15 protein-coding genes are annotated in these 19,823 nt (G+C 52.5%); 5 read left to right on the top strand and 10 right to left on the bottom strand.

Annotated features, from left to right (window positions below; all coding sequences use genetic code 11):
• The first annotated feature begins 10 nt into the window (after window positions 1-10).
• Window positions 11-1,111: a M48 family metallopeptidase gene (locus ACFQO0_RS10260; protein WP_382234282.1), complete on the top strand. Its 1,101-nt coding sequence runs from the start codon at window positions 11-13 to the stop codon at window positions 1,109-1,111.
• 125 nt (window positions 1,112-1,236) lie between these two features.
• Here the strand turns inward: ACFQO0_RS10260 and ACFQO0_RS10265 are convergent, their stop codons facing one another.
• The 4 genes from ACFQO0_RS10265 to cysT form a co-directional block, all read right to left on the bottom strand.
• The gene (locus tag ACFQO0_RS10265) at window positions 1,237-2,163 is read right to left on the bottom strand and encodes a CysB family HTH-type transcriptional regulator (RefSeq protein ID WP_382234284.1); all 927 of its coding nucleotides are present in this window, start codon (window positions 2,161-2,163) and stop codon (window positions 1,237-1,239) included.
• A gap of 73 nt (window positions 2,164-2,236) precedes the next feature.
• Window positions 2,237-3,304 carry a sulfate/molybdate ABC transporter ATP-binding protein gene (locus ACFQO0_RS10270; protein WP_382234286.1) on the bottom strand — a complete coding sequence of 356 codons (1,068 nt, stop codon included), beginning with the start codon at window positions 3,302-3,304 and terminating at the stop codon, window positions 2,237-2,239.
• A complete protein-coding gene (cysW, locus tag ACFQO0_RS10275; protein WP_382234288.1) occupies window positions 3,301-4,209 on the bottom strand; it encodes a sulfate ABC transporter permease subunit CysW in 909 nt (302 codons plus the stop codon). Before cysW ends, ACFQO0_RS10270 begins: the two co-directional genes overlap by 4 nt.
• Before the next feature lies 1 nt (window position 4,210).
• Window positions 4,211-5,077 carry a sulfate ABC transporter permease subunit CysT gene (gene cysT / locus ACFQO0_RS10280; RefSeq protein ID WP_382234290.1) on the bottom strand — a complete coding sequence of 289 codons (867 nt, stop codon included), beginning with the start codon at window positions 5,075-5,077 and terminating at the stop codon, window positions 4,211-4,213.
• A 284-nt stretch (window positions 5,078-5,361) separates the two neighbouring features.
• On the opposite strand from cysT, the gene ACFQO0_RS10285 reads away from it, so the two are divergent.
• Complete coding sequence (locus ACFQO0_RS10285; RefSeq protein ID WP_382234292.1) at window positions 5,362-7,566, top strand: OsmC domain/YcaO domain-containing protein; 2,205 nt, start codon at window positions 5,362-5,364, stop codon at window positions 7,564-7,566.
• Window positions 7,567-7,650: 84 nt separating this feature from the next.
• Here ACFQO0_RS10285 and ACFQO0_RS10290 read toward each other — a convergent pair whose 3' ends face one another.
• The 3 genes from ACFQO0_RS10290 to ACFQO0_RS10300 all read right to left on the bottom strand — a co-directional run bounded on the left by ACFQO0_RS10290 (window position 7,651) and on the right by ACFQO0_RS10300 (window position 12,421).
• A complete protein-coding gene (locus ACFQO0_RS10290) occupies window positions 7,651-7,896 on the bottom strand; it encodes a hypothetical protein (RefSeq protein WP_382234294.1) in 246 nt (81 codons plus the stop codon).
• A gap of 171 nt (window positions 7,897-8,067) precedes the next feature.
• Window positions 8,068-11,079 carry an FAD-binding and (Fe-S)-binding domain-containing protein gene (locus ACFQO0_RS10295; protein WP_382235069.1) on the bottom strand — a complete coding sequence of 1,004 codons (3,012 nt, stop codon included), beginning with the start codon at window positions 11,077-11,079 and terminating at the stop codon, window positions 8,068-8,070.
• 124 nt (window positions 11,080-11,203) lie between these two features.
• Window positions 11,204-12,421, bottom strand: a complete 1,218-nt coding sequence (locus ACFQO0_RS10300) for a pyridoxal-phosphate-dependent aminotransferase family protein (protein ID WP_382234296.1) — start codon at window positions 12,419-12,421, stop codon at window positions 11,204-11,206.
• A gap of 302 nt (window positions 12,422-12,723) precedes the next feature.
• Between ACFQO0_RS10300 and ACFQO0_RS10305 the strand changes: the two genes are divergently transcribed.
• Window positions 12,724-13,494, top strand: coding sequence for a GntR family transcriptional regulator (locus ACFQO0_RS10305; RefSeq protein ID WP_382234298.1), 771 nt, complete (start codon window positions 12,724-12,726; stop codon window positions 13,492-13,494).
• A 73-nt stretch (window positions 13,495-13,567) separates the two neighbouring features.
• On the opposite strand, the gene ACFQO0_RS10310 is transcribed toward ACFQO0_RS10305, so the two are convergent.
• The 3 genes from ACFQO0_RS10310 to ACFQO0_RS10320 all read right to left on the bottom strand — a co-directional run bounded on the left by ACFQO0_RS10310 (window position 13,568) and on the right by ACFQO0_RS10320 (window position 16,739).
• Window positions 13,568-15,091, bottom strand: coding sequence for a tripartite tricarboxylate transporter permease (locus ACFQO0_RS10310; RefSeq protein ID WP_382234300.1), 1,524 nt, complete (start codon window positions 15,089-15,091; stop codon window positions 13,568-13,570).
• An 8-nt stretch (window positions 15,092-15,099) separates the two neighbouring features.
• A complete protein-coding gene (locus ACFQO0_RS10315) occupies window positions 15,100-15,621 on the bottom strand; it encodes a tripartite tricarboxylate transporter TctB family protein (protein WP_382234302.1) in 522 nt (173 codons plus the stop codon).
• A 113-nt stretch (window positions 15,622-15,734) separates the two neighbouring features.
• Window positions 15,735-16,739, bottom strand: coding sequence for a Bug family tripartite tricarboxylate transporter substrate binding protein (locus ACFQO0_RS10320; RefSeq protein WP_382234304.1), 1,005 nt, complete (start codon window positions 16,737-16,739; stop codon window positions 15,735-15,737).
• Between the two features lie 279 nt (window positions 16,740-17,018).
• Between ACFQO0_RS10320 and ACFQO0_RS10325 the strand changes: the two genes are divergently transcribed.
• Complete coding sequence (locus tag ACFQO0_RS10325; RefSeq protein WP_382234306.1) at window positions 17,019-18,167, top strand: DSD1 family PLP-dependent enzyme; 1,149 nt, start codon at window positions 17,019-17,021, stop codon at window positions 18,165-18,167.
• 117 nt (window positions 18,168-18,284) lie between these two features.
• Window positions 18,285-19,778 carry a sensor domain-containing diguanylate cyclase gene (locus tag ACFQO0_RS10330; RefSeq protein ID WP_382234308.1) on the top strand — a complete coding sequence of 498 codons (1,494 nt, stop codon included), beginning with the start codon at window positions 18,285-18,287 and terminating at the stop codon, window positions 19,776-19,778.
• Window positions 19,779-19,823 lie beyond the last annotated feature (45 nt).

Here is a 19,823-nt window from a genome sequence, read left to right on the forward strand (position 1 = left end):
AGAATGCTTTATGTACGGCCTGCTTCAACCACTCGTCACGCAACTGAAGCGCACACTGAAGCGCGAAACCAGGCACTTCACGCCTGCCCGCATCGCCTTGCTCCCTATCGCACTTGCCTTGAGTGCCTGCAGCACAGTGTCGCTCGATACGCCAGCCACACCGGGAGTCACCGCAGCGAGCGAATCCGTACAATTGCAAACATTGCGTACGATCACCTCGCAGCAGGATCGCCTGTATCGCATCGCGGCACCGCTGCTGGTCAGCAATGCGCCGCTGTGCAGAGGCAACGCGCGCAACCTGATCGGCTTCAGCGCAAAGAACAAGTATTCGTTTTCTGAAGATTACGTAGCTGCTGCAGAGACCCTGGGATTTACCGAGCAACTACAGGTGACCGGCGTGTTGAACAACAGCGGTGCAGCGCGGGCTGGCATCAAACGCGGCGATATTCTGGCGACAGTAGAAGGCCAGGCGATGCCGGCAGGACCAAACGCGGAACGTCAGGCAGCAGGGATACTTGCTCCCATGGTCGGCAAGCGCACCAGCATCAAATTGGGATTGACGCGCGCCGGAACCAACGTGAACGTGACTGTTCCACTGACACTGGCTTGCGGCTTCGGCATCGATCTGGGTAACGCGGATAACGTCAATGCATATGCAGACGGTCGTCGCGTTCTGGTAACCCGCGGCATGTTGAATTTTGTGCGTAACGATGGCGAACTGGCTTTTGTATTGGCCAAGGAACTTGCACATAACGCGCTCGGCCATCCATCACAACAAAAAATGAATGCCACTGTAGGCGGCATTATCGACAACCTCACCCGCGTCACACCGGATGCTACTGCCTTGAGTGGTAGCGGTGGTGTGCGTGCCACACCGCAAGAACTGGATGCCGCTGCCGACAAGCTGGCACTGTACATGCTGGCACGCGCAGGCTATAGCATCGATGGTGCAGCCGCCTTCTGGCAACGACTGGCGACACAGTACCCGGCCAGCGTACCGAATGCCTACACCGCGATCCATCCTTCCACGGCTTATCGTGTGGATGCGATCAATAAAACCAGTGCGGATATCAAGGGCAAGTTGGCAGCGAAAAAACCTTTGATGCCTTGATCGGTCGCGTTGTCTGTTTCACGTACTCAATAAAAAAATCCCGCAGCAGCGGGATTTTTTTATGACTGGCACAGGTGTAATCGCATGACTCTTCAAACCGGACACGCTAGCTTATCCCTCCCACCTCATGCGCCCGCCTTCATCGCGCCATCGATATCCGCACGTGACAGGTCAGGTGCAAATTGCTGTATGAAGTCATACGTGTACTGGCGCAAATACGCGCCACGACGTACGGCAAGACGCGTCACGTTTTGTGCAAAAAGATGGGCAGAATGAATCACCTTCAAGCCATTGTTACCATTCTGTTGTACCGCCATTGATGCGACGATACCAACACCGAGACCGAGTGCAACATACTGTTGAATCACGTCCGAATCCATCGCGGTCAATACGATATCGGTTGCAATATCTGCCTGCTTGAATGCGTCATCGATATGGCCACGGCCGGTAAACCCGAGGTCGTAGGTAATCAATGGATACTGCGCCAGGTCTTCCAGCGTAATCAGTGATCTTTCCAGCAATGGGTGACCGTCAGGTACCACGACCGAATGATGCCAGCGGTAGCATGGGAAGGACACCAGATCATCGAACTGACTCAAACCCTCAGTCGCGATACCGATATCTGCCTTGCCCGACAGCACCCATTCCGCAATATGTTCAGGCGAGCTTTGTTGCAGGGCAATCCGCACTTTGGGAAAGGCAGTACGGAAAGCCTGCACCACTTTCGGCAGCATGTAACGCGCTTGCGTATGCGTGGTTGCCACCGCCAGCGTGCCGATCTCCTGACCGGCGTATTCCTGGCTGGCGCGCTGCAGGTTTTCGGCCTCCAGCAACAATCTATCGATGATCGTCAGAATGCCGCGACCTGGATCGGTCAGACCGGTCAGGCGCTTGCCGTTGCGTTCAAAAATATCGACGCCCAGTTCTTCTTCCAGTTCGCGTATCTGCCGGCTGACGCCAGGCTGCGACGTAAACAGCACGTTCGCAACCTCAGTCAGGTTGTAGCCACAACGGGCGGTTTCGCGGATCGATCGCAATTGCTGAAAATTCATGTGAAGAAACCTCTACCGAAAATGCACATCCTGCATTGCAGGAAAACACGTCGCGGCGCCGCTGACCATCCAATCAAATTGAATCGTCGACGAACACCTGCAAACGCTTGGGACGCACGATCAGTGTTTCGCCTTCTTTAAACTTCAACTGGCTGAAACGCTCATTTGAAATCACTGCCTCAATCAGTTCACCATTGTCATCGCGCTCCAATTCGAGCTGTGCCAATGGTCCGATGGCATGCGCACGGCGCAACTGCACGACGATACCTTCTGCACCTGTCGTATAGCGGTCGACTTCCAGATCATGCGGACGCACATAGGCAATCCCTTTGGAATCCTGCGTCTCCGTATGATCCGGGGCATCAAATGCAATACCGGATGATTGCAAAATGCCTTCGTGCACGCGACCGTGGAACAAATTCACGTTACCGAGGAAGCCGAAAACAAATGGTGAAGCCGGATTGTTGTAGACATCTTTAGGCGAGCCGATTTGTTCGACATTCCCTTTGTTCATCAAGACGATTTGATCCGCTACTTCCAGCGCTTCTTCCTGATCATGCGTGACAAAAATACTGGTGACATGCAGGTCATCATGCAGACGGCGCAACCAGCGGCGCAATTCCTTACGCACTTTTGCATCCAGCGCACCGAACGGTTCATCCAGCAGCAGCACGCGTGGTTCAACTGCCAGCGCACGGGCCAATGCAATACGCTGACGCTGACCGCCAGACAATTGCGGTGGGTAACGGTCGGCGAGCCAATCGAGTTGCACCAGCTCGAGCAACTTGGTCACTTTTTCCTTGATCTGCGATTCGGATGGACGCGTGGCCGATGGACGCACACGCAAACCGAAAGCGATGTTTTCAAACACCGTCATGTGTTTGAACAAGGCGTAATGCTGGAACACAAAGCCGACCTGGCGTTCACGCACGTGGCGCGCCGATGCGTCTTCACCGTCGAGCAAAACCTGGCCGTGATCTGGTTGCTCCAGACCGGCGATGATGCGCAACAAGGTAGTTTTGCCGCAACCTGATGGTCCCAGCAACGCCGTCAATTCGCCTGCTGGAAATTCCAGAGAGACATTATTCAAGGCTGTGAAATTGCCAAATTGCTTGTGTATGTTTTTTACTTCGATACTCATGATCCCTGCTCCCGATACTCTTCGTGTGTGTCCCGCAAACGCCATTCAATGAATGATTTGAGCGCCAGTGTAACCAGTGCCAACAAAGCCAGCAACGATGCTACCGCGAATGCTGCAGAAAATTGGTACTCGTTATACAGAATCTCAACCTGTAGCGGAATGGTATTCGTTTGTCCGCGTATGTGCCCGGAGACCACCGATACAGCGCCAAATTCTCCCATTGCACGGGCATTGCACAAAATCACACCGTACAGCAAACCCCATTTGATATTCGGCAAAGTCACATGCCAGAAGGTTTTCCAGCCGGATGCCCCGAGGACTAGCGCCGCCTCTTCCTCTTCGCTACCCTGCGATTGCATCAAGGGAATCAGCTCGCGAGCAACAAACGGGAACGTGACGAATATCGTCGCCAGCACGATCCCCGGCACCGCAAACAGGATCTTGATATTGTTTTCCTGCAGCCAGCCGCCGAACCAGCCCTGCGCGCCGAACAGCAATACGTAGATCAAGCCTGAAATAATAGGCGATACCGAGAATGGCAAATCGATCAATGTCAGCAATATGCTCTTGCCACGGAAATCAAACTTCGCGATACACCATGAAGCAGCCACGCCAAACACCAGATTCAGCGGCACTGCAATCGCGGCCGTCAGCAGTGTGAGCTTGATGGCCGAAATGGCGTCCTCTTCAAGGATCGCGGCAATATACGCATCCCACCCTTTTTTCAAGGCTTCGGCAAACACCGCTACCAGCGGCACAAACAGGAATAAGGTCAAAAACGCCAATGCCACAACAATCAGCAATGTTCGCACCCAGACCGGCTCCAGCGTTGCCGCCGGCACTCGCGGTGCAGTACGCGCTCTGGGCGCAGCAACCACGTCGGCAGAAGAAATCACGGCAGCCATATCAAACCTTCTCCGCCTGACCACGCTTGCGGGTCCAGGCTTGCAATAAATTAATCGTCAGCAGCATCGCAAAGGACACCAGCAGCATCACCACCGCAATCGCGGTCGCACCGGCATAGTCGTATTGCTCCAGCTTGGTGACGATGAACAGCGGCGTGATCTCCGACACCATAGGCATATTGCCGGCGATGAAAATGACCGAACCGTATTCGCCTGTTGCACGTGCAAATGCCAATGCAAAACCGGTCAGCAATGCCGGAAAAACGGTAGGGAAAATAACCTTGGCGAAGGTTTGCCAATGACTGGCACCCAGACTGGCCGCGGCTTCTTCCAGCTCGCGCTCCGCATCTTCCAGCACCGGCTGTATGGTGCGCACGACGAAAGGCAAACCGATAAAGGTCAACGCTACGAGGACACCCAGCGGCGTAAAGGCAACCTTGATACCGACCATTTCCAGATAGCGACCGAGCCAGCCGTTGGGCGCATACAAAGCCGTCAAGGCTATGCCGGCCACAGCAGTCGGCAATGCAAATGGCAAATCCACCAGCGCATCGATGAATTTCTTGCCGGGGAAAGAATAGCGCACCAGCACCCACGCCACGATGCCACCAAAAATGGCGTTGAAAAACGCCGCAAGCAACGACGCCCCAAACGTCAATTTGTATGACGCAACCACGCGATCAGAAGTCACCGCCGCGATAAATGCATCCCAACTCATGGTGAACGTCTTTAAAAAGACGGCTGACAAAGGAATCAGAACGATCAGACTCAGATAAAAAATCGTGAATCCAAGCGACAAATGAAACCCGGGAAGGACGCGGGATGCCTTTAGTTTGCGGGCGGAAAGAGGAATAGCAACGGCAGACATAAGCTCTCTTTATTACAAATATGACTAACAGGCCGCAATAATTACACTTAGCCGTTATAAGGAGAACGAATCTTTTTGCATTTTGTTAGAAGGAAAACGTATATAGAAAACTACGTGCAAAGCGACACGGAAGCTGAGATTCTTACCGCAACAATTGAGCTAACCGGGCAATTTATCCGTATGCCCTAGCATTTGGGGAAAGCATCGATGTATTACACGACATCGGCGCGGTGACGGATAATAGCGGCCACATCATTTTGCGCACCATTTTTTGGAATTCCCCCATGGAAATTAAGGTCAACTTTCTCGATAAGCTACGTCTTGAAGCCAAGTTCGATGACTTCACCGTCATAGCCGACCAGCCTATCCGCTATAAAGGCGATGGCTCGGCGCCCGGCCCCTTCGATTATTTTCTGGCCTCATCGGCCTTGTGCGCGGCTTATTTTGTGAAGTTGTACTGCAACACGCGCAACATTCCTACCGAAAACATTCGCCTGTCACAGAACAATATTGTTGACCCGGAAAATCGTTATCAACAGATTTTCAAGATTCAGGTCGAGTTGCCGGCTGATATCTCGGAATCGGACCGTCGAGGTATTTTGCGCTCCATCGAACGTTGTACCGTCAAAAAAGTGGTGCAAGCCGGGCCTGAGTTTGTGATTGAAGAGGTAGAGAATCTGGATGCCGATGCGCAGTCGTTGCTGACGCTGAAGCCCGTTGCCGATGCGAGCACGTATATCCTGGGCAAGGATCTGCCTTTGGAGCAAACCATCGCCAATATGTCGGGCTTGTTAGCGGACCTGGGTATCAAGATTGAAATCGCTTCGTGGCGCAATATCATTCCCAATGTGTGGTCGCTGCATATACGCGATGCGCACTCACCAATGTGCTTTACCAATGGCAAGGGATCGACCAAGGAAAGCGCACTGGCGTCGGCGTTAGGCGAGTACATCGAGCGACTGAGCAACAATCATTTCTATGCCGGCACGTTCTGGGGCGAAGACATCGCCAATGCAGAGTTTGTCCATTACCCGAACGAACGCTGGTTCAAGCCGGGCCGCAAGGATGCGCTGCCGACTGACATTCTCGATGACTACTGTCTGCACATTTACAATCCCGATGGCGAGCTGCGTGGCTCGCATCTGATAGACACCAACTCCGGCAATGCGCAACGCGGCATCTGTTCGCTGCCGTATGTACGGCAGTCGGATGGCGCGGTAGTGTATTTCCCGTCCAATTTGGTCGAAAACCTTTACGTCAGCAATGGCATGAGTGCCGGTAATACATTGGCCGAAGCGCAAGTGCAATGCCTGTCCGAAATTTTCGAACGCGCGGTCAAACGCGAAATCCTGGAAGGTGAAATTGCCTTGCCTGATGTGCCGCAAGACGTGCTAGCGAAATTCCCTGGCATTCTGGCCGGCATTCAGGGCCTGGAAGAGCAAGGCTTTCCGGTGCTGGTGAAAGATGCGTCGCTGGGCGGAGTGTATCCAGTGATGTGCGTCACCTTGATGAACCCGCGCACAGGCGGTGTGTTTGCCTCTTTCGGCGCGCACCCAAGTCTGGAAGTGGCGCTGGAACGTAGCCTGACAGAATTACTACAGGGTCGCAGTTTTGAAGGCTTGAACGATTTGCCTCGCCCAACCTTTGCCAGTGAAGCCGTGAATGAGCCGAATAACTTTGTGGAACACTTCATCGATTCCAGCGGCATCGTGTCGTGGCGCTTTTTCAGTGCCAAGGCTGACTACGATTTTGTTGATTGGGATTTTTCCAGCCAAGGTGAAAATTCGAATGCCGATGAAGCCGCGACCCTGTTCGGTATTCTCGAAGCCATGGGCAAAGAGGTGTACACGGCCGTGTATGACCAGCTAGGCGCAGTGGCCTGCCGGATTTTGGTGCCGGGTTATTCCGAGGTTTATCCGGTGGAAGATTTGATTTGGGACAACACTAACAAGGCGCTGTTGTTCCGCAACGATATCTTGAACCTGCATCGCCTGGACGATGACAATCTGGACGCACTGCTTGAGCGTCTGGAGAATAATGAACTCGATGATTATGGCGACATCGCCACCTTGATCGGCATCGAATTTGACGAGAACACGGACTGGGGGCAGCTGACCGTTCTGGAGTTGAAGCTGCTGATCAATCTCGCCTTGCAGCAATTTGAGGAAGCGCACGAACTGGTCGGCGCCTTCCTGCAGTACAACGACAACACAGTCGAGCGCGGATTGTTTTATCAGGCCTTGAATGTGGTGCTGGAAGTAATGCTGGATGACGATCTCGAGCTGGACGATTATGTGGTCAACTTCCGCCGGATGTTTGGCAATCCGCGGATGGACGCTGTACTGGGTTCAGTGGACGGCAGCGTGCGCTTCTTCGGCTTGACGCCAACGAACATGGAGCTGGAGGGGCTGGACAGGCACCACCGCTTGATCGACAGTTACAAAAAATTGCATAAGGCTAGGGCCAACGTGGCGGCTACTGTCAGCTAGGGTGTCGAGAGCGGCAAGTCGCTGATCGTCAATGTCGATGAATGGCCGTTAACAGCTGGTCTGCAGCCGAGCGCTCGCGGATTTTCATCTTGTGGCCTTGACTCTGGGCTTAAAGTCACCAAGCTCTTTTCGAGAAACTTTCGCAATATGTTCAACTAGGGACAGTGGAAGTTCTGAAGGAAACTGAGAAAAAATAAACTGACGCTTTTCGTCATCCCGAGATACTTTGAGCACCAGTTTCTGACCACGCCAGCATTCATAGCTAACTCCCTCGCGATTTGTAATATCGATCGCTATCAAAAATGTGTACTCAATCCCATTGATATCCATATATTCCATCCGCGGCAATCAATCTTGCCCGCTCCAATTCGGGCAGAGCACAGACAGCCGCCTGCAACTCAACACTGACGGCGCTGATATTGCATCAACGCATATTTCGCAGATGCCAATCACATCTCAATGAATCACTCAGTTATTTGAATAGCTCGGAGTTATCTTTATCTATCGCGATAGTGACATGGCTAATACTCGCGCCACATGCATCGCATTTTGCTGCGTACCATCCGCGATCTGATGTCGGCAACTGGTGCCATCTGCGACGAAAATAGTTCCCGCTTCAGCTTGTCTTATTGCAGGGAATAGTGACAACTCACCCATTGCCTGGGACGCTTCATAATGTTCGGCTTCATAACCAAAACTTCCCGCCATACCGCAACAGGATGATTCAATCAACGATACGTCGAGTTGCGGGATCCATTTCAAAACTGCCTGTACCGGACGTACAGCATCGAACGCCTTTTGGTGACAGTGGCCGTGCAAAGCGGCTTTGTTCGATGTCAGTGGTTTGAGATCCATTAGCGTGAGATCAATTCTTCCTGCGGTCTGTTCATTGAGCAAAAATTCCTCGAACAGGAAAGCTGCTGCCGCGAGTGTCTTCGCTTCATCACCATAGCCGTAACTCAAGAATTCATCGCGCAACGATAGCAGGCACGATGGCTCCAATCCGACAACAGCGACGCCGCGATTGACGAAAGGCATCAGCGCATCGAGCGTGCGACGCGCCTCCTTCTTCGCTTCTTCAACCAGACCAGCTGACAGGAAGGTACGACCGCAACAGAGTGGTCTTTCATTCGCCTTGATATTCAAATGCACGGTGTAGCCGGCGGCTTGCAGTACTGCTTGCGCAGCTGCGGCATTCTCCGGCTCCATGTAATTGTTGAAGGTGTCAACGAAGAGTAGTACTTCTTTGCTGCCCAAGTTTGGACGTTCAGTTTGTTGCGACAGGAATGAACGTTTGAATTTCGGGAAGGCGCGTTGCGGCGCAAGGCCGACAAACTTTTTCAACCAGCCAGCTAGCAACGGCAGGCGTTCCCCTGCGGCAAGCAAGCTCCCTATACGACTGGCGTATGGCGCATAACGCGGCATGAAGGCAACCATGCGATCGCGCAAGGTGCTGCCGTGTCTATCGGTCCACGCAGCACGTGCTTCTATCTTGACCTTCGCCATGTCGACGCCGGTCGGGCAATCCCGTTTGCAGCCTTTGCATGAGACGCACAGATCCAGCACTTCTTTCACTTCAGCACTTGCCAAGCCGTCGTTACCTAGTTGTCCGGAAATTGCCAGTCGCAAGGTATTCGCGCGGCCGCGTGTGACGTGGCGTTCATCTTTGGTGATGCGATAACTCGGGCACATGGTGCCAGCGTCAAACTTGCGGCAATGCCCATTGTTGTTGCACATCTCTACTGCTTTGGCGAGGCCACCAGTGCGATCATCACCGGTGCCGGGGGCGGTTTCCAATCCGCTGGCCGGATCGCGCGTGACGTTCCACGCTGACCAATCCATTTTGGTTTCTATAGCCAGTTCGCGGTAACCGGGCGCGAAACGGAAGTTGCTCTTGTCGTCCATCTTCGGTGGACGCACGATTTTGTCTGGGTTGTAGCGATTGTCCGGATCGAACAAATCCTTGATTTCGCTGAAAGCCTGATTCAGTTTCGGGCCGTATTGCCATGCCACCCATTCGCCACGACACAAGCCGTCGCCATGTTCGCCGGAATACGCACCTTTGTATTCGCGCACCAATGCCGATGCTTCTTCTGCAATCGCACGCATGTCGGCTGCACCATTGCGCCGCATGTCGAGTATCGGCCGTACGTGCAAGGTACCGACACTGGCATGTGCGTACCAGGTACCTTCGGTTTGGTATTTGTGAAAAACTTCAGTTAAGCGTTCGGTATATTCCGCCAGATGTACCAGCGGTACCGCGCAATCTTCGATGAAGGAAACCGGTTTGCCATCGCCCTTCATGCTCATCATGATATTCAAGCCGGCCTTGCGTACATCCCACAATGCTTTTTGTTCGTTGGCGTCGACCATATTCGTGACAGATCCTGGCAAGCCGAGGTCACTCATCAAATCAGACAATGCCGACAAACGCTCAACCAATTCTGCCTTGCTGTCACCAGCAAACTCAACCAGCAAAATTGCCTGCGGCTGACCGACCAGAGCTTTTTCGATAACAGGTCTGAATGCAGGATTGCTCAGCGACAGATCGATCATCGTGCGATCAACCAATTCAACCGCTGTAGGCATGAGCTTGACGATGTGTTGCGTCATGTCCATCGCCTGATAGAAGGTCGGGAAGTTAATGACGCCGAGAACTTTAGCTGCAGGTAGTGGCGCCAGCTTGAGCTTAATCTGGCGGCTGTAGGCAAGCGTGCCTTCTGAGCCGACCAGTATGTGTGCGAGATTGGCGCTGCCGTCGTCGGTATAGGCGAGCGGATTCTGGCAATCGAATAGATCGATGTTGTAGCCAGCAACGCGGCGCAAAACCTTTGGGACGCGCTCTATGATTTCGTCACGTTCGCGCGTCGCTATCTGCTGCAAACCTTGCACGATCTGTTGCACCCGTGCGGATTGTCCCATCTTTTCCAGGGCCTCGAAACGCGCTTGCGTACCATCTGCAAGTACCGCATCAATGCCGAGCACGTTGTGCACCATATTGCCGTATTCGATGGAACGCGATCCGCAGGAATTGTTGCCCGCCATGCCCCCTATCGTGCATTGCGCAGCTGTCGATACGTCGACAGGGAACCACAAGCCATGCGGCTTGAGCCATGCATTCAGATGATCGAGCACCATGCCGGGCTCGACCGTGATGCTCAGTTTTTCCTTATCAAAATCAATAACCTTATTCAGCCATTTGCTGTTGTCGATAACCAGCGCTTCACCTACCGTTTGACCACATTGACTGGTGCCGCCGCCACGCGCGAGTATCGGTGCTTTCTCCGAGCGCGCGATATCCAGGCACGTCAACAAGTCATCCTGATCACGCGGTACCACGACACCAATCGGCATGATTTGATAGATAGATGCATCCGTTGCGTAACGACCGCGGTCCGCTTGGCTGAACAACACATCGCCGCGCAATTCCTTGTGCAGCAATCTGGCTAAAGGGCTGGATGAAGACAGACCGAGCTGCTTAACCGGAACGAAATGGAGTGGCTGGACGAGCATGTCGGTATATTCCTTGTGGAAGCGATCGCAACGTATTGAATACGCATACTGAATAGAGATGAACTGTGTTGCCGGGCTGGTCGAATATTCAAGCCCGACCGGCAACGCGTTTCAGTACTTGCTATCAGGCAGCGATTTTCAATGCAGGGATTTTTTGATTCGACAAATAATCCATTGCAGCAGTGACGCCGCTAGCCTTGATAGTGATACCGGAAAGCTTCAGACCCATCTCGACACCAGCCAGAGTCGCCATCAAGGTCAAATCGTTTGCTTCACCCAGATGACCGATGCGGAACATGCGTCCCTTCATCTTGCCGAGGCCAGTGCCCAGCGACATATTGAATCGCTCATATATCGTTTTACGCACGACGTCGGCATCAATGCCTTCCGGTGTCATCACACCTGTCAGTACCGGCGAGAAGACATCGGGATCTGCGCACTGCACTTCCAGGCCCCATGCCTTGACCGCGATGCGGCATGCAGCCGCCAGACGTTGATGACGCGCAAAAGTATTGTCCAGACCTTCATCCAGAATCATGTCGAGTGCTTCGGACAAACCGTAGAGCAGATTGGTATTCGGCGTATATGGCCAGTAACCGGTTTTGTTCATCTCGATGATTTCATCCCAAGCCCAGAACGCGCGCGGCAGCTTGGCAGTCTTGCTGGCGGCGATGGCTTTTTTCGAAACGGCATTGAAGCTGATACCAGGTGGCAGCATCAAGCCTTTTTGCGAACCGGATACGGTGACGTCTACGCCCCATTCATCATGCCGATAGTCGGCGGATGCCAAACCGGAAATCGTGTCCACCAGCAGCAAGGCCGGATGACCGGCCGCGTCGATCGCTTTGCGTACAGCAGCGATATTGGATGTGACGCCGGTCGAGGTTTCGTTGTGTACAACGCACACCGCTTTGATCACATGGCCGGTATCGGCACGCAGACGCGCCTCGATTGCATCGGCTTGAACGCCGCGGCGCCATCCCTCGATACCAGGGAGACCTATGAACTCAGGCTTGAGGCCGAGCGCTTCTGCCATTTTCTTCCACAACGTTGCGAAGTGTCCTGTCTCGTACATCAGCACCGTGTCGCCGGGGCTGAGCGTGTTAGCCAACGCGGCCTCCCAAGCGCCGGTGCCGGACGCTGGATAGATGATGACGGGTTGCGTGGTTTTGAAAATTTTCTGGATGCCTGACAAGACTTTCAAGCCAAGCGCAGCGAACTCCGGGCCGCGATGGTCGATGGTCGGATAACTCATCGCACGCAGTATGCGATCCGGCACTGGGCTGGGGCCCGGTATTTGCAAAAAGTGGCGGCCTGCTGGATGAAAGTCTAATTTGATCATTTCAATCTCCGTGAAATAAGTCTAATAATTGGATATTGCATACAAAATACTATATCAGGCGAATTTTAATTAGTAAAGGCGAATTAGAAGTTTTGTGCAGGGTTTGAGATTGCTCATTCCTGGCGATCACTAAGGCTTTGTAATACAAACCCCACCCATATAGCCTCAGTAAAAAAGCTGCCAGATCACCTGCATCGAAAATTGTGGTTTTAGTTGTTGTTTTCTATATGAGCCAAGGCTCTGCTAACGCAGCCAGCAATGCACAATTCGATTAAAATAAGGCATTACTTCACGGAATTAGTATGCAAAATACATTCAACATCAATGAACAGACTAGCAACGCTCCCGATCTTCCTCGTATGGAGCGACAGCGCTTGCATGATGTGGTTGTGGAACATTTGCAAAACCTGATCATTGAAGGAGTCCTGGCTCCTGGCACCAAGCTCAATGAGCGTGAAGTGTGCGAACGATTGGGGATCTCACGTACACCTTTGCGCGAAGCGATGAAGGTTCTTGCATCCGAAGGCTTGATAGAGATTGCACCTAATCGCGGTGCGTTCGTATCGAAGATGAGTGACACCGAGATATGGGAAGCATTTGAAGTCATGAGCGGTCTGGAAGCACTGTCCGGCGAACTCGCGGCTGAACGTATTTCGCCGGCAGAGATTGCCGAAATCAAGGTGCTGCATGATGCGATGATCGTGTGCCGTTCGCAAAACGACTTGCCCGGCTATTACAGCCGCAATCAAACGATACATAACAAGATCAATGCGGCTGCTCGCAATACAATGCTGCGTCAAATTTATCTTTCATTGAATCGTCGTTTGCTGGCGCTACGTTTTAAATCCAATTTCAAGGAAGAAAAATGGGATCGCGCGATTGGCGAGCATGACGAAATGATCAAGGCCTTGGAAGCGCGTGATGGCAAGCGCCTTGCGGGCATACTCAGACAGCATCTGCTGGATAAACGTGATTCAGTCATGTCGGACTTGCGCGAGTCGGCCGCAACAAGCACGGCGACAGTCGCTTCAACTTCTACGAAATCAAAAACGGCCGTAGCGTCCGTCAAATAAGTACACCTTAGAAAGCAAACGATATATAAAAAAGCCTGGAGCAAACTCCAGGCTTTTTCTTTTGCGCTTCTGCTTAGCTTCTTAGGTCGACCGCCAGCGCCGGCTCACTACAGCGAAAGCGTGCGATGACGTTGCTTACCAGCGGCCATAACAAGGCGATCATTGCCAAGGTCATGATGGTGCCGACCAACCCGCCGCTCCAGAATACGCCGAGAGCACCTTTTGAGCCGACCATGGTTTGACGGAAGGCATCTTCGGCTCTATCGCCCAACACCAACGCAAGCACCAGTGGTGCCAATGGATAGTTTAGTTTCTTGAAGATATAGCCGATCACACCGAATACCACCATCTGCCAGATATCGAAGATCGCGTTATGCACAGTGAACGCCCCGATTGCGCAGATCACCATGATGGATGGCGCAATGATCGAAAATGGAATCCGCAGAATCGCAGCAAACAGCGGCACCGTTGACAGCACGACCAGCAAGCCGGCAATGTTACCGAGATACATGCTGGCGATCAGACTCCAGACAAATTCCTTCTGTTCGACGAACAGCATAGGCCCTGGTTGCAAGCCCCAGATCATCAAGCCACCGAGCAAGACTGCTGCCGTTGCTGAGCCTGGAATACCCAGTGCCAGCATAGGCAGCAAGGCGCTGGTGCCTGCTGCATGTGCTGCAGTTTCTGGTGCGAGCACGCCTTCGATTGCACCCTTGCCGAACTCATCCGGTGTGCGCGAAAATTTCTTCGCCATGCCATAGCCCATGAACGACGCAGCGACTGCTCCACCCGGCGTAATGCCGAGCCAGCAACCGATGATGGATGAGCGTAACAGCGTGAGCCAATACTTGGGCAGGGAGGCCCAGGTTTTGAACACGACTTTCAGGTCGATCGCCGCTTTCTTGCCTTTGAATGCCAAACCCTCTTCCATCGTGAGTAAGATTTCACTGACGCCGAACAAACCAATCACGGCCACCAGGAAGTCGAAACCACGTAACAGCTCAGGGAAGTCGAAGGTCATGCGCAGTTGTCCAGAGATCGTATCCATGCCGACCGCCGCCAACAGGAAGCCAATACACATAGAGATGATGATCTTCGCTTTTGGCTCCTTGCCCATGCCGATGAAACTGCAAAAGGTCAGGAAGTAGACGGCGAAAAATTCTGGAGGCCCGAAACGCAACGCAAACTTTGCGACCAATGGCGCAAGGAAGGTAATAATCACAACGCCAAACAGCGCACCTATACACGACCCGGTGAATGCGCTGGTTAGCGCTTGCCCCGCTCGTCCTTGTTGCGCCATCGGGTAGCCATCGAAGGTGGTAGCAACCGACCACGCCTCACCAGGAATATTAAACAGGATGGAAGTGATCGCACCGCCGAACAGCGCGCCCCAGTAAATACACGACAACAAGATAATTGCCGATGTCGGGTTCATTGAAAACGTCAAAGGCAGCAGAATGGCAACGCCGTTGGGACCACCGAGTCCAGGCAGCACGCCGACCACAATCCCGAGAAGAATTCCGAGTAGCATCAAGCCGGTGTTTTGCCAGCTGAGTACGTGGCCGAAGCCCTGCATGAGTGAATTAAGTTCGTCCATGATTGCCCTTAGTAGCCCAACCAGTTTTCTAGTGGACCTTTTGGCAAGGGCACCATGAACTGAATTTCAAAAATGAAGAAGAAAAATCCCATCAGGCAGATCGATACCAGCGCCGCTTTCCATATCGGAAATTTTCCGAGGAAGATCATGAAAGCCGCGATGAAAAGTGTGGATGCAACATAGATGCCGAGATAAGCGATGGTGAACACGAAGAACAACAGCGGCAACAAAATGACGGCGACCAGTTTGGCTTGTGCAACTTCGATGAAAGGCGTTTGATCGTTATCGCGGATCGCATGAATGAACACGGCGATACTTGCAATGAGAACGACCAGCGCAAGACGCAGAGGGAAGTAACCTGCTTCTGGTCCGTAGGGCCCCCACCCGGCACCTAGTTTGTAGTTGTCCCAGACGAGGATCAGCGATCCGATCGCGAGCGCCAGGGAAACAGCGATTTCCGCAGCACGTACAGAAAAGATTGCGGGCGAAGGTTCGCGCACTTCTTCGATAAGTGGTTCTGAATTATTCATTTTTCTTACCCGTAAAATAATGGTTGATGCGGTGAGCACCGACCACCGATGCAAACATCTGCAAAGGTGGTGGCCTCACGCCATCCGCTTGGGTTTCAGACGGTAATACCCGCTTATTTCGTCACGACGAAACCGGCTGCCTTCATGATTTCACGATGCGATTGCTCATCTTTCGAGAGGAACGCTTCGAGTGGTGCGCCGGTCAAAAACTCAGGTTGCAGCGCATTTTTCTCGAGATAGACTTTCCATTCTGGTGTTTCTACAACCTTCTTGAAAAGGTCGACATAGAACTTCTGTTCATCCGGTTTGACTCCGCCCGGCATCATGAAAATACGCAGCATCTGGTAGCTGACATTGAGGCCACTTTCCTTGCAGGTCGGAATATCGGACCACGCCATCGTGTCCGTTATCTTGGCGGTGTAACCGATGCGTTTATCCTGAAATACGCATAGCGCCTGGTGCTGTCCGGCACGCCATTGAGAGACTGATTCGGACGGATTGTTGGTATCTGAATCGATGTGCTTGCCAGACAACTGGGTTGCCGCTTCGCCGCCGCCCTTGTATGGAATGTAGAGGAACTTGGCGCCAGTGGCTTTCTCGATCATCATCGTTATCATGTGATCTTCACGCTTGGAACTGGTGCCGCCCATCTTGAAGGTTTCTGGCTTGGCCTTTGCCGCAGCGATGTAATCCAGCGGTTTCTTGTAGCCGGCTTCGGTATTCGTCCACAACACAAACGCATCCTGCGCAATCATCGCAATTGGCGTCAGGTCACGCCAGTTAAACGGAAGGCCGGTTGCCAATGGCGTGGTGTAAATCGAAGAAGACGCAACAATGATTTTGTTTGGGTTGCCCTGCGATGCCTTCAGATCGAGCAAGCCTTCTGCACCGCTGGCACCGGATTTATTGCTGACGATGAAGGGCTGCTTCATCAGATTATGTTTGGTGATGATGCCCTGAATCGAGCGTGCCATCTGATCGGAGGCACCGCCCGCACTGAACGGAACAACCATTTCAACCGGTTTAGTAGGCTCCCACGCGTGTGCACTCAAAGCGCTGCACAGGGTAGCAAGGACGAATCCGATCTTGATCGGCTGGACTGTCAGTTTCTTTTGCATGATGTTGTCTCCGTTATGGTGGGCTGAACTCGTTTTAATCATTTGCTGCCTCGGTGAGCACTCTGCGGCGGTCTCCCGAACTGCTTTCCTTCACTTGCTGGGCATAAGTAGTGCGACATCCAATCCTCGCCACTAGCGCAATCAAGCTTCCTCAAGATTGTCATGCGCGTTCCAAATTATGCATTTAGAATATTGAATACAATATACATTTTAAAATAAATGTCAATTGTTGATCTTTGTCACTATTTTGAAAATCATTGAGATGCCATGGAAACCCTGATGAATGCGGACTCTTCTATTAAACCGCCTCCGATTGCCAAATATGGAGATTCGCTGGCTCAAGTCAGTACGCCTGCCCTTTTGATTGAATTGGATGCTTTTGAACACAATATTGCGCGTATGGCCGAGATGGCACGGCAGCACGGGGTTGCGCTCAGGCCGCATGCCAAGGCACATAAATCCAGTGTCATTGCTCAAAAGCAGATGGCGGCTGGGGCAATTGGCATTTGCTGCCAAAAACTGAGCGAGGCCTATCCGTTTGTTGCGGCAGGAATTTCTGACATATATATAAGCAATGAATTTGTCGGCCCTGCCAAAGTGGCGATGGCAATAGAACTGGCGAGACACATAAAGTTAAGTGTCTGCGTTGACCATATCGCGCAAATCGATGCTCTGGGAACAGCCGCCAGCGCAGCCGGCGTCATGATCACGGTATTGGTGGAAGTCGATATCGGACAGGCGCGTTGTGGCGTTGCGAGGATGGAGGGACTGGCGATGTTGGTGGACGGCATAGCGCGACACCCTGCTTTGCATTTTGGTGGTCTACAGGCATTCCACGGCGGGATTCAGCATCTGGCAACCTGGGATCTACGTCGTACATCGGCCGCCGCATCTGCAGACAAAGTCGCAGCCTATGCGCAATTCCTCGCGGCGCGCGGCATTGCTTGCCCGGTGATCACCGGTAGTGGCACAGGTACCGCCGAGTTTGATGCTGCCAGTGGCGTGTTTACAGAAATCCAGCCTGGCTCTTACGTCTTCATGGATGCACATTACGCAGCCAACGAATGGAGCGGTAGCGCGATGCCACGCCACAGTTTATTCATAGCGGCGACGATCATGAGTACGGCGAAGGACGACATTGCTGTATGCGATGTAGGCTTGAAAGGTGTTGCGGTCGATTCCGGCTTACCACTGATAAGCCCGGGCCAAAGCGATGACCTGAAGTTTGACCGCGCCAACGACGAGCATGGCATCTTGAAAATTATCGATCATGCGGGTGCTGTTGGGCGTGATCGTCTGGGTGAGCAAGTGTTACTGATTCCGGGACATTGCGATCCGACCGCCAACCTTTATAACCAATATGTATGCATCAGGAACGGTTGCGTCGAAGATATATGGAACATAGAGGCGCGTGGTCTGAGCCAATAATTAATGTCCAATTACTGCTCTATTATTGAAAATAATCAAGACTTTGATCTGGCTCAGTGTTTCGAATAGTAAATTTAATAGGATGCAAGTATTCCTTGTCTTTGCGCTCTGCCTCCTATGCTTATTCAAGAACGCCCGTCGGTTATCTTGTTGGCGAAGATCTTCGTCGCTTCGGTCTGCTTTATCTTGATGATAGCGGTGCTCTGGAACGTATGGTGGACACGACAAGAGCAATTGAAAGAAGCGTCGGCGGTCACTTTCAATATGTCTCGCGTGTTGGCGCAACATGCCGAAGACACATTCAAGGAAGCCAACAGCGTGATGATCAGCCTGATGGAAATCCTCGATCACGATGGAAAAGATCCGGCCGCCTTGATAAGGCTGGAGCGCTTGATGGCAGTTCAGGTAAGAGAATTATCCCAAATCAGTGGATTAGTCATAGCCGACCGGAATGGTGACTGGATAGTCAATTCTGCTCAATTGCCGAATGCTGGTAGGACCAGCAAAAACAGGACGTATTTTGCCTTCCACCAATCTCACGAGAGTTTGCGGACTTACATTAATGGGCCAACCACAAATGGGGAAACCAGCGACCTGATCCTGACTGTATCCCGGCGGATAAACCTGGCGGATGGCAGCTTCGGTGGCGTCATGGTGGCAACAATTGATCTGAAATACTTTACCGCCTTCTACAACAATTTCGATGTAGGCAAGGATGGCACAATGATGCTGGTTATGGATAACGGCGGCGTACTCATACGCCACCCGCCTGCCAATGGCATTGGCCTGCAAGGTGCCGGCACGGCACCGGATTACACGACCCAGACCTACTTCGACAGCGGCCAAATACAGCCGGCAAAAATCACCAGCATTCATCATCTGGTCGATTTTCCGATCTTCGTTGCGGTGGCCTTGTCAGCGGATGAAGCCCTGGCCGACTGGAAAACGGCGGCCATCTATCATGTGTTTGGCTTGCTGGCACTGACCTCATTGGTGACCGTATTTGGCATGAAGCTGACTAACGAGATCCGACTGCGCATAGAAGCCGAGAAGAAGGGGAACGAAGAAAAACTGCATATCGAATCGCTCAATCGTATGCTCAGCGAGCTGGCCATGCGGGATGAACTGACAGGGCTGGCAAATCGTCGCTGCTTTAATGAGGAAATTCTCAAAGAGTTGCGTCGTACAGTGAGAAAGCATGAACCTTTTTCACTGATCATGCTGGATGTGGATCACTTCAAGAGCTATAACGACACCTATGGGCATCTGGCGGGAGATGAATGCCTGCGCAAAATTGCCGCGGCCATCAGATCCATGGAGAGTCGGCAAGGCGACCTCGTGGCGCGCTACGGTGGCGAAGAAATTGTCATCATGCTGCCGAATTGCGATCGGGAAAACGCGATCAAAATTGCGGAAGAAATCCTTCAAAAGATTCGACTATTGAAAATTCCACACGCCACGAATCCACTCGGCATTGTGACAGTCAGTGCAGGTGTCGGCGTGTTGGAATCGGTGGAGCAGTCCGACAGTCCAAATAAAATTATTGCCAAGGCAGACAAAGCTCTTTATCTGGCCAAGTCTGATGGCCGGAACTGCATAGCGGCGTGCTGATTTCCCCCGGATAATCCAGTCTCGCCATACCGATTTTTCACGCGA

Source organism: Herminiimonas aquatilis (assembly GCF_042665175.1).
GTDB classification, from domain to species: Bacteria; Pseudomonadota; Gammaproteobacteria; order Burkholderiales; family Burkholderiaceae_D; genus Oxalicibacterium; species Oxalicibacterium aquatilis.

What these genes read in the sequence shown, in the direction of transcription:
- cysT (WP_382234290.1), bottom strand. Translation starts at nt 5,077, where the DNA reads ATGTCTGCCGTTGCTATTCCTCTTTCCGCCCGCAAACTAAAGGCATCC.
- ACFQO0_RS10270 (WP_382234286.1), bottom strand. Translation starts at nt 3,304, where the DNA reads ATGAGTATCGAAGTAAAAAACATACACAAGCAATTTGGCAATTTCACA.
- ACFQO0_RS10265 (WP_382234284.1), bottom strand. Translation starts at nt 2,163, where the DNA reads ATGAATTTTCAGCAATTGCGATCGATCCGCGAAACCGCCCGTTGTGGC.
- ACFQO0_RS10295 (WP_382235069.1), bottom strand. Translation starts at nt 11,079, where the DNA reads ATGCTCGTCCAGCCACTCCATTTCGTTCCGGTTAAGCAGCTCGGTCTG.
- ACFQO0_RS10315 (WP_382234302.1), bottom strand. Translation starts at nt 15,621, where the DNA reads ATGAATAATTCAGAACCACTTATCGAAGAAGTGCGCGAACCTTCGCCC.
- ACFQO0_RS10320 (WP_382234304.1), bottom strand. Translation starts at nt 16,739, where the DNA reads ATGCAAAAGAAACTGACAGTCCAGCCGATCAAGATCGGATTCGTCCTT.
- cysW (WP_382234288.1), bottom strand. Translation starts at nt 4,209, where the DNA reads ATGGCTGCCGTGATTTCTTCTGCCGACGTGGTTGCTGCGCCCAGAGCG.
- ACFQO0_RS10260 (WP_382234282.1), top strand. Translation starts at nt 11, where the DNA reads ATGTACGGCCTGCTTCAACCACTCGTCACGCAACTGAAGCGCACACTG.
- ACFQO0_RS10310 (WP_382234300.1), bottom strand. Translation starts at nt 15,091, where the DNA reads ATGGACGAACTTAATTCACTCATGCAGGGCTTCGGCCACGTACTCAGC.
- ACFQO0_RS10305 (WP_382234298.1), top strand. Translation starts at nt 12,724, where the DNA reads ATGCAAAATACATTCAACATCAATGAACAGACTAGCAACGCTCCCGAT.
- ACFQO0_RS10300 (WP_382234296.1), bottom strand. Translation starts at nt 12,421, where the DNA reads ATGATCAAATTAGACTTTCATCCAGCAGGCCGCCACTTTTTGCAAATA.
- ACFQO0_RS10290 (WP_382234294.1), bottom strand. Translation starts at nt 7,896, where the DNA reads ATGGATATCAATGGGATTGAGTACACATTTTTGATAGCGATCGATATT.
- ACFQO0_RS10285 (WP_382234292.1), top strand. Translation starts at nt 5,362, where the DNA reads ATGGAAATTAAGGTCAACTTTCTCGATAAGCTACGTCTTGAAGCCAAG.
- ACFQO0_RS10325 (WP_382234306.1), top strand. Translation starts at nt 17,019, where the DNA reads ATGAATGCGGACTCTTCTATTAAACCGCCTCCGATTGCCAAATATGGA.
- ACFQO0_RS10330 (WP_382234308.1), top strand. Translation starts at nt 18,285, where the DNA reads ATGCTTATTCAAGAACGCCCGTCGGTTATCTTGTTGGCGAAGATCTTC.